The organism is Leifsonia sp. AG29, from assembly GCF_009765225.1.
GTDB lineage: Bacteria > Actinomycetota > Actinomycetes > Actinomycetales > Microbacteriaceae > Leifsonia.
This window is the reverse complement of sequence record NZ_VMSF01000001.1, coordinates 225,503-238,333: the sequence shown is the minus strand read 5'-3', so window position 1 is coordinate 238,333 and position 12,831 is coordinate 225,503. Positions and strand designations below refer to the sequence as shown.

The window sequence follows — 12,831 nt, the reverse complement described above, 5'->3', positions numbered from 1 at the left end:
GACCTACCGAAAGGCCCCGACCGATGGAACTGCTCGACTACGTCCGCATCCTGCGGAAGAACTGGCTCCTCATCACCTCCGCCTCCCTGCTCGGCGCGTTCGCCGGGGGCGCGGTCGCTGCCACGACGACCCCGCAGTACACGGCCTCCACGCGCCTGTACGTCTCGGTCCGGGCCAGCGACACCGCGGTCAGCCAGGACCTCAACCAGGGCACGACCTTCGCCCGGCAGGCCGTCACCACCTACGCCGACGTCATCTCGAGCGCAATCGTGCTCGACAAGGTCGTCGCCGAGCTGGACCTCCCCCAGTCGTCCGCCGAGCTCGCGGGGAGCGTCCGCGCCTCCTCGCCGTCCGGCACCTCCCTCATCGACATCGCCGTCACTGACCCCGACCCCAGGCGTGCGGCCGACATCGCGAACGCCGCCGGCGAGACCTTCCGGGAGGTGCTCGCCGAGGAGCTCGAGAAGCCCACCGGAGGGGGCGAGTCGCTCGTCAACGTGAAGACGATCCAGCCCGCGGCGGCCCCGTCCAAGCCCAGCGCGCCCAACTCGCCGCTTCTCATCCTCGGTGGCCTCATCGCGGGGCTCGCCGGCGGCATCGCCGTGAGCGTCGCGCGCTCCCTCCTCGACACCCGGATCCGGACCGTTCGCGAGCTCGAGGCGATCAGCCGCAAGCCGTTCCTCGGCGGCATCCTCACCGACCCGGAGGCGCCCAAGCGCCCGCTCGTCGTCCACGCCGAGCCGCAGAGCGTGCGCGCCGAGAGCTTCCGCCGGCTTCGCACGAGCCTGCAGTTCCTCACCGTGCCCGGGGGCCGGCGCACGTTCGTCGTGACGAGCTCGCGGCCGAGCGAGGGCAAGAGCAACGTCGCTGCGAACCTGGCGATCGCCATCGCCGAGACCGGCGCCCGCGTCGTCCTCGTCGACGGTGACCTGCGGCGCCCCACCGTCGACCGCAACTTCGTGCTCGAGGGAGGCGCCGGGCTCACCGATCTCCTGATCGGGCGGGCCGAGCTCGACGACGTCATCCAGCCGTGGGGCACCAACGGGCTGGCGATCCTCCCCTCCGGCCGGATCCCGCCGAACCCGAGCGAGCTGCTCGGCTCCGAGGCGATGACGCACACCATCAGCGAACTGGAGGCGCGCTTCGAGTACGTCATCATCGACGCTCCCCCGCTGCTGCTCGTCTCCGATGCCGCCGTCCTCAGCTCGGCCGCCGCCGGGGTCCTGCTCGTCAGCGCCTCCGGGCGGGTGCGCCGGGCCGACCTCACCGGGGCCATGCGCATCCTCGAGGGGGTGAAGGCCGACGTGCTCGGCGTCATCGCGACGATGCTCCCGCTCCGCGGCCCGGACGCCGACGCGTACGGCGACTACTCGTACGCCGAGTACACGGCCTCCTCCGGCGAGCCGTCGCGGCGCCGAGGGCGGTTCGGACGGAAGCGCGCGAGCGACCGCCGAGCGGCCGGGCGCGCCGGGCGCGCCGGGCGTGTCGAGCGTGTCGGCGGTGCCCGGGGTGCCGGTGCTGCCGGCCGTGTCGGGCGCGCCGCGACGCGAACGGGGAGGACCGCCTGATGACCGTGCGCATCCTCGTCGTCTGCACCGGGAACCTCTGCCGGTCCCCGCTCGCCGCCGAGCTGCTGCGCGTCGCGCTGGCCGGCCTTCCGGTCGGCATCCGCAGCGCCGGGACCTCCGCGCGCGACGGCGAGCCCATGCCGCCCGAGACCCTGGCCTGGGCCACGGCACTCGGCGCCCAGGCCGCGGCGACGCACCGCTCTCGCCGCTTCCAGCCCGCGGATGCCATCGATGCCGACCTCGTTCTCACCGCGGGGCTGGACCACCGTCGGCACGTCGCGGAGGCTGCTCCGCAGGCTGTGCGCCGGACCTTCACCCTGCTCGAATTCGCCCGGCTGGCCGAGACGATGGAGGCGGTCCCTCGGCCCCTCCCCGACGCGCTCGCCGCGCTCGCGGCACGACGCCCGGTCGTGCAGCTCGATCCCGACTCGCTCGACGTCGTCGACCCGCACGGCCGCGATGAGGAGTTCCAGCGTCAGGCCGCCACGGCGATCGACGGCGCCTGCGACCGCATCGGCGCCTTCCTTCGCGGCACTCTCGCGGGAGGCACGCCATGACCGTGCTCGTCACCGGCGGTGCCGGTTACATCGGATCGCACGTGGTGCGCCTCCTGCAGGCCCGCGGCGAGAACGTGCTCGTGGTCGACGACCTGTCGACCGGTGCGCCCGCGCGCGTGACCGCGCCGCTCCTCCTGCTCGACCTCGCCGCCGACTCCGCCGCGACGGAGCTCGCCCGCGCGATGCGCCGGTTCGACGTCGACAGCGTCATCCACTTCGCAGCTGTGAAGGACGTGGGCGAGTCGGTCGCCGACCCGGAGCGCTACTTCCGCATCAACGTCGGCGGCGTGCGCACGCTCCTCGACGCCATGAAGGATGCGGACGTGCGCCGCCTCGTCTTCTCGTCATCGGCCGCCGTGTACGGCAACGCCGCCGACCCCGTCGTCGACGAGAGCGACCCGTGCGCGCCGATGAACCCGTACGGCCAGACGAAGCTCGTCGGCGAGTGGATGCTCGACGCCGCGCGCGAGGCGTGGGGCCTCTCGTTCACGGCGCTCCGCTACTTCAACGTGGCGGGCGCCGGCTGGCCCGAGCTCCGCGACACGGTCGCCCAGAACCTCATCCCCATCGTCGTCGAGCGCGTCCGCTCCGGCGAGCCGCCGCTCGTCTTCGGCCTCGACCACCCGACCGCCGACGGCAGCTGCATCCGCGACTACATCCACGTGCTCGACCTCGCTGAGGCGCACCTCGCCGCGCTCGACGCGCTGGCGACGGGTCGCGTCGCGGCCGAGCGCCTCAACCTGGGCACCGGGAGGGGCGCCTCCGTTCTCGAAGTCATCGATACGGTCGCCCGCGTCAGCGGCGAGCGTGTGCGGCCCGCGATCGGCACGCGTCGCGCGGGGGACCCGCCGGCACTCGTGGCCGACGCCTCCCGCGCCGGAGCCGTTCTCGGCTGGTCGGCCGTCCGCGGCCTCGACGAGATCGTCGCGTCGGCCTGGCTGGCCGCGACGCACTGAGCCTCGGGCCGACACCGGGCCACATTCGTGCCGAATGCTGCCCACGCGTGCCCCGCCGACCACATTCGTGCCGAATACGGCACGCGTGGAACCCGCTGCGGGCCACATTCGTGCCGAATGCAGCGCGCGCCTGCGCCAATGGCCACATTCGTGCCGAATGCGGCCTCCCGGAGGCGCGGAGACGCATTGCTGCGGGACACATTCGTGCCGAATGCGGCGCAGGAGCGGTCCGGGAGCCACATTCGTCACGAATGTGCGCCGGCGGAGTCAGCCACGCGGAGCGGCGCCACGCGGAGCGGCGCTCAGAGAACCGCCGCCACGAGAACCCCCGCTCCCGCGCCGGGCCCGCGCGTCAGCCGGCGGCGATCTCGGGCGCCGCGGGCACGCGACGCGCTCGCGCGAGCGCGTGCGCCGCCGGGACGGCGAACCACGGGATCGCGCCGACGATGGCGGCCAGGTTGAGGTCCCCGAGTGCGGCCAGCGCGGCGAACCCGACCAGGGAGGCGAGGAGCGTGACCGCCCGCACCACGCTGATCTCGGCGCTGGCGGAGCGGTACCGGGCGTACCCGGACCAGACGGAGGCGATCCACAGGCACGAGGTCAGCGCGCACACCCCGACGGCTAGCGCGGATGCCTCCAGAAGGGTCTGCCAGCCGAGCGCCCGGAAGACGAGGGACCCCGGGACGAGCACCGCGGCGAGATAGAGACCGCCCGCGACGGCCGCACCTCCGACGATCGCGAGGGGAAGCCGCAGCGACCTCCATCCCGAACCCGTCTCGGATCGCAATGCGCGCGAGCGGAGCGCTCGGAGGACGAGCGGGCCCAACCCGTTCTGCATCATCTGGAGGGGCCCGCCGAGCAGGGTTACAGCCGTGCGGAAGCGACCGGCAGCGCTGACGGAGTGCAGCGCGCCCGCGATGAAGACGAATGCTCCCATCGCGGCGGCCATGAGGAGGCCGTCGAGCGCCAGGAAGGGCATGTCGCGGCGATAGCGCCGGACGAAGTCGCCGAGCGCGACCGATCCCTCCACGGCGGTTCGGCCCGACGCGACCGCGGTGGCGCAGTAAGCGAGGCTCATCGCGAAAGGCAGGAGGTAGGCATGGCCGGGCACGAGGCCGGTACCGAGCGATCCGGCGACGAGGACGACGAGGAGCGCAGCGTCGACGATGACAACGCTCCGGTACATCCCTGCGGCCATGCGCGCGGACCGCGCCGCTTCGTAGCGCGCGTACCCGACGAGACCGATCCCGAGGAGCACACCGGAGAGCGGGTCGCCCAGTCCCCACCCCGTCGCGGCGACGATGAGCGCGCCGGGCACGGCCATGAGCGAGGCGATGCTCATCGCCGGCCGCATCAACGCGAGCGCCAGCGCGCGATCGCCTGACGCGTGCACCAGCACGGGCAGTGAGCCCGCGCCGCGCACCGCCGCCATCACGACGAAGAACTCGGCGAGGAGGATCGCGATCCGGCCCCATTCCGCCGGCTGCAGGAGGGCCGCGCCGACGAGCGTCACGCTCACCTGGGCGGCGCTGAAGAGCGCCTGAGCGGCGAGCGGCAGAGCGAGGGCTCGGATGCGGCGCATGCTCCTCCTCCCGGTTTGTAGTTTTACTATGCTATAGTATCGAAATATCAGAGTACAAACCACGACGAGAGGAACGCTCGTGCTCGACACGCTCCCCCGCCGCGAACTCGCCGGCCTGCCCGTCTGCGTCACCACGCCGGATGAGGCCGTCACCGCCATCTGCGACACCGCCCTGAGCGGCCGCGGCGCCGACATCCACCTCGCCAACTCCTACGTCGTCTCGCTCGCGCACCGCGATCCGGCGTACCACCGCCTCCTCGCGGAAGGCGCTGCGGTGCTGCCCGACGGCAAACCGCTCACCTGGGCCTCGCGCCTGCTGCCCGGCGCGCGCCTGTCGCAGGTGCGCGGACCGTCGCTGTTCGACGATCTGATGGACAAGGGGCGTGAGCGCGGCATCCGCCACTACCTCCTCGGCAACACCGACGAGGTGCTGGCCGACCTGCGCGCCGAGCTCGAGCGCCGCTACCCGGGAGTGACGATCGTGGGCTCGCACAAGTCCTATTTCCGCCCCCTCACGCCTGCGGAGCTCGCCGCCCAGGATGCCGACATCCGCGCCGCCGACCCCGACATCGTCTGGGTCGGCCTCGGGACGCCGCTGCAGGACGCCGAGACGCGCCGGATCGCCCGCGAGCTCGGCAAGGTCGCCATCGGGGTCGGCGTGGTGTTCGACTTCGTCGCCGGCCGCAAGCCGGTCGCGCCGCGCATCATGACGACGCTCGGAATCGAGTGGCTGTTCCGTCTCCTGAGCGAGCCGAAGCGGCTGTGGCGCCGCTACCTCATCGGCAACGCCGTGTTCCTCCGTGCCGCCTTCGGACCGCGCCGCCGCACGGCGACCGCGAGCGGGTGAGCCGGATGAGCCGGGCTCCCCGCCGCCGCGTCGCCGTCATCAGCCAGACGCCGCCTCCCGTCCACGGGGCCACGCTCATGACCGCGCGGCTGCTCGACACGCTGCGAGCGCTCGGGCACCCGGTGCGGTTCGTCGACAAGCGGTTCAGCCGGGCCGTCTCCGACATCGGCGTGCCCTCGGTGCGCAAGGTCTTCGCCCTCCTCGGCCTGCTGGCCCGCACCCTCCGGATGGTCATCGGCTGGAGGCCGCAGGTCACGATCCTCTTCGCCACGACGCGTCCGGCATCCTTCGTCGTCGACTGGCTCGTCAGCGAGGTGCTGCGGCTCTCCCGGCGCTCCGGCGGCCGGATCGTGCTCTACTTGCATTCACAGGGGTTCCGGCAGCTGGCTGAGCGCGACGGCCCGTGGCGCTTCATGGTCGGGCGGCTTTTCGGCTGCGCCGACGAGGTCGTCTGCCTCGGGCCGACCCTGACCGCCGACCCCGCCCCCTTCGCGCGGTCGCCGATCAGCTGCCTGCCGAACACTCCGGCCGAGGAGCCGGTGCTCGACCGCTCCGCCGAGCCGTCGACGGTGCTGTTCCTCTCCAACCTCATCCGTGGCAAGGGAGCCGAGTCGTTCGCGCGCATCGCGGCCTCCGCGTCGGCGCGCCTCCCGAGCCTGCGCGCGGTCATCGCTGGGCACGCCGGTGAGCCGGCTGTCGAGCGGGCTGTGCGTGCGGAACTGGAGGAGCGTTCCGCGACCCATGCGGTGTCGCTCATCGGCCCGGTCGCTGGCGAGGCCAAGTGGCGCGCCCTGAACGGCGCGCGCTCCCTCGCGTTCACGTCGGAGCTCGAGGAGGCGCAACCGCTGACGATCATCGAGGCGATGGCGTGCGGCGTGCCGGTCGTGGCGTTCCGTCGCGGCGGCATCGCCGACCTGATCGAGCACGGCGTCACCGGATACCTGGTCCCTCCCGGCGAGGAGCTGACCTTCGCCGACCACGTCCTGCGTCTCCAGACCGACGACGCGCTGCACGCCCGGCTGTCAGCCGGCGCGCGGGAGCGCTTCGCCGACGTGCATTCGGCGCAGGCCTTCTCCGAAGCATGGGAGGAGACGATCAGGAGGGTCGCCTCATGACGGTGCACGCGCTCGCGGCTCCCCGGCGGAGGGACGTCCGGGCCGTCGCTCCCGCCGAGCGCACCCCGGCGCCGTGGATCGCCGTCGTCGCGGCGGTCATCGCGCTGCTGGTCGACCTGACCGGGCGCGTCGGGCTCGGGCCCGTGTCCGGCTCGGCGGCGGTCACGCTCGGTGCCGCGGTCGCGCTCGCCGCCCTCGCGCCCCTCCTGGCCGGAAGCCGCGCGCTCGCCGTCATCCCCTGGCCGCTGACCGCGTTCGTGCTCTACGCGATCGTCCGGCTGTTCGCCGACTTCTCCATGGAGGGGCTGCAGAACATCGCGGTGCTGACCCTGTTCCTCCTGGGCATCGCCTTCTCGGCGCGGGCGTCGAGCGTCGAACGCGCAGGCGCCGGCCTGGTCCTGCTCGCGGGGACCGGGCTCGCGACCGCGACGGTCTTCCTCGTCCAGGCGGCCACCGGGGCCGTCGTGTACGGGACCCGCTCGTTCGCGCTGGCGGCGCTCGTGCTGCTCGCGGCAGCCGTGGCGACCCCGGGAGTGCGGTGGTGGTCGCGGATCGCACCGATCGTCATCGCGGGCGCGGTGCTCGCCAGCCTGTCTCGGACCGCCACCGTGCTCGCCGTCCTCCTCCTGTCGGGTCTGGTCGTGCGCATGCGCCGGGGGCGGCGGTCCCTGTTCGCGCTTGCGGGCGTGGCCTCCGCCGGAGCCGGCATCTGGACGCTCGTCACGGTCTTCCCTCCCCTTCGTGACCGCTTCCTGACCGGCGACAACGCCCTCGAGTTCGGCGGCATCGCGCTGAACACCTCCGGGCGGTCGTCGCTCTGGGAGGCGGTCATCGAGGGCATCGACACCAACCCGCTGTTCGGGCACGGGCCCGGCAGCGCGGTGCAGCTCGTCACCGCCCGGTTCGCGCCGATCCAGCAGCCGCACAACGACTACCTCCGGCTCGCCCACGACTACGGCTACACCGGACTCGCGGTCTTCGCCGCCGGCGTGATCTGGCTGCTGATCCGGATCGCTCGACGAGCGATCGTCACCGACCGGGCCGTCCACTGGGCCGCGCTGTTCGCCCTCGTCGCCGTCCTTCTTGCGGCGGCGACCGACAACGTCTTCGTCTACCCGTTCGCGATGCTGCCGCTCGGGGTCCTCATCGGGCTGTCGCTCGGGCTGCCGGCGCGGGAGGCGGGGAACACGGAACGGCCCCGGTGAACGCCAGAGCTTGGCGCCCACCGGGGCCGATCGAGGGGGAGGCGCGGGAGGACTCCCGCGGCCGCGCCTGCGCAGTTCCCTGCGCGCTCAGTGGCCGGAGGCGATGCCCTGCTCGGCCTGTTGCGCGAGCTGCTGGATGCCGGCGCCGTAGCCCCCGCTGAGCGCGGTGGCGGCGATCTTCTGAACGTCCGCGGTGCGAGCGGAGCTCGCCGCCGAGGCGAGCTGCGTGAGGTCGCTGCGAAGCGACGACGGGAGCTTGGCCGCGAGCTGCGCGTCGCCGGTCACCTCGACCGCGACGGCCGCACCGGCGGCGCCGAGCTCCGGGGACGAGAAATCGCCCGAACGGAGGTCGGAGACGAGCCCTTTCAGGCCGCTCAGTCCCTCCACACCGTGCACGTCGCGGTCGTCGTCGCGAGCCTCCTTGAGGTGGGTCGCGAGGTCCTTGATCGCGCTGCCGTAGCCGCCGTTCAGGGCGGTGGAGACGATCTTCTTCGCGTCCGCCACGCGGTCGTCCGCGGAGGCGTGGGCGAGCGACGTCACGTCCTTCTGGAGCGCGTCGGGCAGCAGCGCGAAGAGTGCCTTGTCGGCGATGACGCGCTTCGCCAGGGCCTGCGCCTTCGCGCCGTTCACGTGCCCGGCGAACAGGTCATGGCCGGCATCGGTCGACACCCACGCGTGCGCCGACGACTGCGAGGCCGAACCGGAGCCCGACGCCCCGCCGTCGACGGTCGTCGCGAATGCGCCCTGCGCTCCGACGCCCACCAGGGCGGTGGCGGCGACGAGCGACGCGGCGCCCACCGCGGCACGCTTGGCGGTGAAGGCGCTGCTCTTCCGAACGGAGGTGTTCTTCTTGTGGTCCATGGGATCCTTTCCGTGTCCCGCGCTGGCGCCGGCCGGTGTGCCGGCCCCTTCGGACCGCGGGCCCGAGCGACGTTACGGACCCCGTCTGGACCGTTCGTGCGGACACTCTGCGAGGTTGGAAAGGGTGGTTGACGCGGCTCGGCGCGTTTGGTTAACGCGCGGGTGCGGGGGCACGGAGCCCCGAAGGCGGGGCGGACGCGGAGCGGCCGAACCGCGGCCGCGCCCGCCCCGCCCCTCACGCCTCCCGGTGCTTCGGCGAGCGCTCCGCCGTGTGCGACGGGTCGCGCTCCACGGCGGAGCCGAGGACGTCGTCGATGCGGGCCAGGAGCTCCGCCGGGATCGTCACGCCCGAGGCCTTGACGTTCTCGACGACCTGCTCGGGGCGGGAGGCGCCGATGATGGCGGTCGCGACGTTGTCGTTCTGCAGGACCCACGCCACGGCCAGCTGCGCCGGGGTCAGCGAGAGCTCGTCCGCGATGGGCCGGAGCTCCTGGACGCGGGTGAGCACGTCGTCGGTGAGCCAGCGCTTCACGGCCTGGGCGCCTCCGCGCTCGTCGGTGGCGCGGCTGCCCTCGGGGAGGGGCGCACCGGGCGCGTACTTGCCGCTCAGCACGCCCTGCGCCACGGGCGACCAGACGATCTGCGAGATGCCGAGCTCCCGGGAGGTCGGAACCACCTCCGCCTCGATCACGCGCCAGAGCGCCGAATACTCGGGCTGGTTCGAGATCAGCTGGATGCCGAGCTCCTTCGCCAGGGCGGCGCCGGCGCGCAGCTGCTCGGCAGTCCACTCGCTGACCCCGATGTAGAGCGCCTTGCCCTGGCGGACGACGTCGGCGAACGCCTGCATCGTCTCCTCCAGCGGGGTGAAGTAGTCGAAGCGGTGCGCCTGGTAGAGGTCGACGTAGTCGGTCTGGAGACGCGACAGCGAACCGTCGATCGACTCGAGGATGTGCTTGCGCGAGAGACCGACATCGTTGTGGCCCTTCGGACCGGTCGGCCCGAACACCTTGGTGAAGATCTCGAGCGACTGGCGCCGCTCGCCCTTCAGCGCCTCCCCCAGCACCGACTCCGCCACGGTGTTCGCGTACACATCGGCCGTGTCGAAGGTCGTGATGCCGGCTTCGAGCGCGGCGCGGACGCACGCGGTCGCGGTGTCGTTCTCGACCTGCGACCCGTGGGTCAGCCAGTTGCCGTAGGTGATCTCGGAGATCTTGAAGCCGGAGTTGCCCAGATGTCTGAACTGCACTGTCATCGCCTTTCGCTTGCGGGGGTCGGAAGCGATGCTAGGCACTCCGATTCAGCAACTCCAACAGTCGTTCCTTCTAGGATCCAGCGCCCGGAGTGCTGAATGCGCCCGCGTCGACGGCGATCGCCCGGAGGGGTGAGCCGTCGCCCCCCGTGATGGCGAGGGGGAGGCCGATGAAGCGGTGGCCGCCGTCGCCGAGCTCGTCGAGGTGGGTGAGGTTCTCGATGATGAGCCCGCCTGCTCCGAGGAAGGCGGCATGGAACGGCAGGTCCGGCGCGATGTCCTCGGCCGGCGTCTCGTCGGGGTTCAGCGCATCCACACCCATCACCGTCACTCCGGACGACAGCAGCGCGACCGCCACCCCGGCGTCGAGGAAGGGATGGTCCAGGTACGCGGCCTCGCCGAAGTGCCGCGACCATCCGGTACGGAACAGCACGATGTCGCCCCGGCGGACCTCGGCGAGCTGTCCCGCGATGTCCGCCGCCGAGATCCGCGTGCGCGGCGGCAGCCCGACGACGTCGATCACCCGGAGGGGCCCGATGAGGCGGGAGGGATCGATCTCGTCGATCGTCGCGCCTCCCTCGATGGAGTGCGACGGGGCATCGACGTGCGTGCCCGAGTGGCTGCCGAGTTCGAGGCTCATGACGTTGGCGCCCGCCTCCGGGATGGACACCGCCGTGGCTATCCGCACCTCCGGGTCGCCCGGGAAGACGGGCATACCCGTGCTGAGCGGGTGACTGAGGTCGACGACCCTCACGCCGCCTCCCGGGGGGAGAGGTGCTCGTGCACGGCCAGCCAGACTCCGTCGCGCCGCTGCATGACGATCGTCTCGCGCTCGGTCACGGTGGTCCGCCCCTCGCCGTCGGCGAGCTCGGTCTCGACGTCGTGCGTGAAGACGGCCGCATCGTCGCCGAGGAGCTGCACCCGCCGCGCGGTCGACCGGCAGGCGAGCACCCGGAAGCCGTCCTGTTCCCACTTGTCCCACTCGGCCTCGTAGTCGGCGCGCGACTCGAGCCGGGCGGGCGAGGTGTGGAAAGCGAAGGTCGCGTCGTCGGCGAAGCCGGCGAAGTACGCATCACGCCGGTGGTGACCGAAGTCGTCGATGATCCGGTCGACCGCGGCGAGCACCGCCTCCTGCTCGCTCACGCGCCCGACTCCTGCGCCTCGATGGAGGCCGCCTTGGCGCGGCGCACGGCGTGGGCGCGCGCTGCGGAGGACCGCTCGTCGAGGCGGACGGCCGGGATCACCCCGTCGCGGGCGGGGACTCCCCGGGGGCCCTCGGCACCGAAGACGTACCGCGGCTCAGGGAAGGCCACGAGCAGCACGATGTAGATGAGGGCAGCGGCGACAACGCTCGAGAGGAGGCTGAGGTCGATGCCGCCCGCCAGGTTGCTGAACGGTCCGACGATGATCGGCGGGTAGTTGGCGAAGAGGAGGCCGATGACCGCAGCGGCGATCCAGGCCGTCATGCCCCTCCAGTTGACCCCGGCGGTGAACCAGTAGCGGCCGCCGGTCTCGCCGCGGTTGAACACCTGGAGGTCGGAGGGGTCGTAGAAGCCGCGGCGCACAATGTAGCCGATCGTCATGATGACCATCCACGGGGTCGTGGTGACGACGATCGCCCCGACGAAGGCGTTGACCGTGCCGAGCAGGTCGAACACCAGACGGCCGACGAGGATGAACACGAACGCCAGGCTGCCGATGAAGATGGTCGCTTGCACCCGGCTGAAGCGCGGGACGACCGACGAGAAGTCGAGGCCCGTGCCGTAAAGCGAGGTGGTCCCGGTCGAGAGTCCGCCGATGAAGGCGACGACGAGGAGGAGCAGGGCGTACCAGAGCGGCGACACCTGGATCAGCGACACGACGTAGTCGGACTTGCCGACGACGAGCGTGGCGGTGGCGACGCCGAACAGGAGCGGGATGAGCCCGAGGCCCTGGCCGATGACCGTGGCGGCGAAGAGCTTCCGCGCTGTGGTCGGGCGGGGGATGTAGCGCGACCAGTCGCCCAGGAAGGCGCCGAACGAGATCGGGTTGGCCATGACGATGAGAGCGGCGGCGATGAAGGTCGGCCAGAACGCCCCTCCGATCGCGAAGGCCTTGGGGCCGGGGTCGTAGCCCGCGTTGAAGACGCCGGCGTAAGCGCCGACGGCGAGGAGGATGAGGATCGTGTTGGCGACCACCGCGACCTTGTTGACCAGCAGCATGAACTGGTAGCCGTACACGACGACGATGATCACGATGAGCCCGATCAGCGCGTAGATGCCGATCCGGAGCCCGACCGAGTCGGGCACCCCGGCCAGCCGGGTGAGCGCGCCCACGATCGCGTCGCCGGACACCCAGACGGAGATCGAGTAGAACGCGATCGCGGTCAGCAGCGACAGGAACGACCCGACGACGCGACCGCGCACACCGAACAGCGAGCCGGAGGACACCGCGTTGTTGGTCCCCGTCTTCGGGCCGAACAGGCCCATCGGCGCGAGGAAGACGATGCCGACCGCGACGCCGAGCACGCTCGCGAGGACGGCCTGCCAGAACGACAGCCCCAGCGCGATCGGGAAGGTGCCGAGCAGGATCGTGGCGAAGGTGTTGACGCCGCCGAACTGGATGCGGGCGAGATCCAGCCAGGTGGAGGTGCGGTCGGCGTCGGGGATCGTGTCGATCCCGTGCGCTTCGACCTCGGTGACCTTGGGGCGACGGTTGAGAGCGGGAGCGACGTCGTCGTCGGACATGCGGGTTCTCTTTCTCGGGAGGGGTGGGGGCCGGGGGCAGGGGCGGCTGGGGGGCCAGTGCGTTGTCTGAAATGGAACCTTTGTTGCACGAGAGGCTACAACGCGGCAGCACGGCACGTCAACGGGCCGCCTAGGCAGGCTCCGAAAGGCCCCGAGGACCCCGAG

12 protein-coding genes are annotated in these 12,831 nt (G+C 72.0%); 6 read left to right on the top strand and 6 right to left on the bottom strand.

Annotated elements, in window-relative coordinates; translation table 11 throughout:
• Positions 1-23: 23 nt before the first annotated feature.
• From FPT20_RS01140 to galE, 3 genes are read left to right on the top strand one after another with little or no spacing between them, the layout of a single operon-like run.
• Positions 24-1,568 (top strand): polysaccharide biosynthesis tyrosine autokinase, encoded by a 1,545-nt coding sequence (locus FPT20_RS01140; RefSeq protein WP_158861845.1) that lies wholly within the window; start codon positions 24-26, stop codon positions 1,566-1,568.
• Entirely contained in the window at positions 1,568-2,125 is a 558-nt protein-coding gene (locus FPT20_RS01135; protein WP_158861844.1) for an arsenate reductase/protein-tyrosine-phosphatase family protein, read from the top strand. Before FPT20_RS01140 ends, FPT20_RS01135 begins: the two co-directional genes overlap by 1 nt.
• Positions 2,122-3,081, top strand: coding sequence for a UDP-glucose 4-epimerase GalE (gene galE / locus FPT20_RS01130; RefSeq protein WP_158861843.1), 960 nt, complete (start codon positions 2,122-2,124; stop codon positions 3,079-3,081). The genes FPT20_RS01135 and galE overlap by 4 nt, the downstream gene beginning before the upstream one ends.
• A 352-nt stretch (positions 3,082-3,433) precedes the next feature.
• Here galE and FPT20_RS01125 read toward each other — a convergent pair whose 3' ends face one another.
• Positions 3,434-4,663, bottom strand: a complete 1,230-nt coding sequence (locus tag FPT20_RS01125; protein WP_158861842.1) for a hypothetical protein — start codon at positions 4,661-4,663, stop codon at positions 3,434-3,436.
• A gap of 79 nt (positions 4,664-4,742) precedes the next feature.
• On the opposite strand from FPT20_RS01125, the gene FPT20_RS01120 reads away from it, so the two are divergent.
• From FPT20_RS01120 to FPT20_RS01110, 3 genes are read left to right on the top strand one after another with little or no spacing between them, the layout of a single operon-like run.
• The gene (locus FPT20_RS01120) at positions 4,743-5,510 is read left to right on the top strand and encodes a WecB/TagA/CpsF family glycosyltransferase (protein ID WP_158861841.1); all 768 of its coding nucleotides are present in this window, start codon (positions 4,743-4,745) and stop codon (positions 5,508-5,510) included.
• A 5-nt stretch (positions 5,511-5,515) separates the two neighbouring features.
• Positions 5,516-6,625 carry a glycosyltransferase family 4 protein gene (locus tag FPT20_RS01115; protein WP_158861840.1) on the top strand — a complete coding sequence of 370 codons (1,110 nt, stop codon included), beginning with the start codon at positions 5,516-5,518 and terminating at the stop codon, positions 6,623-6,625.
• A complete protein-coding gene (locus FPT20_RS01110) occupies positions 6,622-7,830 on the top strand; it encodes an O-antigen ligase family protein (protein ID WP_158861839.1) in 1,209 nt (402 codons plus the stop codon). Before FPT20_RS01115 ends, FPT20_RS01110 begins: the two co-directional genes overlap by 4 nt.
• 87 nt (positions 7,831-7,917) lie before the next feature.
• On the opposite strand, the gene FPT20_RS01105 is transcribed toward FPT20_RS01110, so the two are convergent.
• From FPT20_RS01105 to FPT20_RS01085, 5 genes are all read right to left on the bottom strand, one after another.
• Positions 7,918-8,691: a hypothetical protein gene (locus FPT20_RS01105; RefSeq protein ID WP_158861838.1), complete on the bottom strand. Its 774-nt coding sequence runs from the start codon at positions 8,689-8,691 to the stop codon at positions 7,918-7,920.
• A gap of 235 nt (positions 8,692-8,926) precedes the next feature.
• A complete protein-coding gene (locus FPT20_RS01100) occupies positions 8,927-9,937 on the bottom strand; it encodes an aldo/keto reductase family protein (protein WP_158861837.1) in 1,011 nt (336 codons plus the stop codon).
• 76 nt (positions 9,938-10,013) lie between these two features.
• A complete protein-coding gene (locus FPT20_RS01095) occupies positions 10,014-10,694 on the bottom strand; it encodes a cyclase family protein (protein WP_158861836.1) in 681 nt (226 codons plus the stop codon).
• Positions 10,691-11,083, bottom strand: coding sequence for a nuclear transport factor 2 family protein (locus tag FPT20_RS01090; protein WP_158861835.1), 393 nt, complete (start codon positions 11,081-11,083; stop codon positions 10,691-10,693). Before FPT20_RS01090 ends, FPT20_RS01095 begins: the two co-directional genes overlap by 4 nt.
• Entirely contained in the window at positions 11,080-12,666 is a 1,587-nt protein-coding gene (locus FPT20_RS01085) for a purine-cytosine permease family protein (protein ID WP_158861834.1), read from the bottom strand. The genes FPT20_RS01090 and FPT20_RS01085 overlap by 4 nt, the downstream gene beginning before the upstream one ends.
• Between the last annotated feature and the right edge of the window lie 165 nt (positions 12,667-12,831).

Excerpts from the sequence above, each read along its gene's own strand:
- FPT20_RS01105 (WP_158861838.1), bottom strand. The coding sequence starts at position 8,691 with ATGGACCACAAGAAGAACACCTCCGTTCGGAAGAGCAGCGCCTTCACC.
- FPT20_RS01140 (WP_158861845.1), top strand. The coding sequence starts at position 24 with ATGGAACTGCTCGACTACGTCCGCATCCTGCGGAAGAACTGGCTCCTC.
- galE (WP_158861843.1), top strand. The coding sequence starts at position 2,122 with ATGACCGTGCTCGTCACCGGCGGTGCCGGTTACATCGGATCGCACGTG.
- FPT20_RS01085 (WP_158861834.1), bottom strand. The coding sequence starts at position 12,666 with ATGTCCGACGACGACGTCGCTCCCGCTCTCAACCGTCGCCCCAAGGTC.
- FPT20_RS01110 (WP_158861839.1), top strand. The coding sequence starts at position 6,622 with ATGACGGTGCACGCGCTCGCGGCTCCCCGGCGGAGGGACGTCCGGGCC.
- FPT20_RS01125 (WP_158861842.1), bottom strand. The coding sequence starts at position 4,663 with ATGCGCCGCATCCGAGCCCTCGCTCTGCCGCTCGCCGCTCAGGCGCTC.
- FPT20_RS01135 (WP_158861844.1), top strand. The coding sequence starts at position 1,568 with ATGACCGTGCGCATCCTCGTCGTCTGCACCGGGAACCTCTGCCGGTCC.
- FPT20_RS01115 (WP_158861840.1), top strand. The coding sequence starts at position 5,516 with ATGAGCCGGGCTCCCCGCCGCCGCGTCGCCGTCATCAGCCAGACGCCG.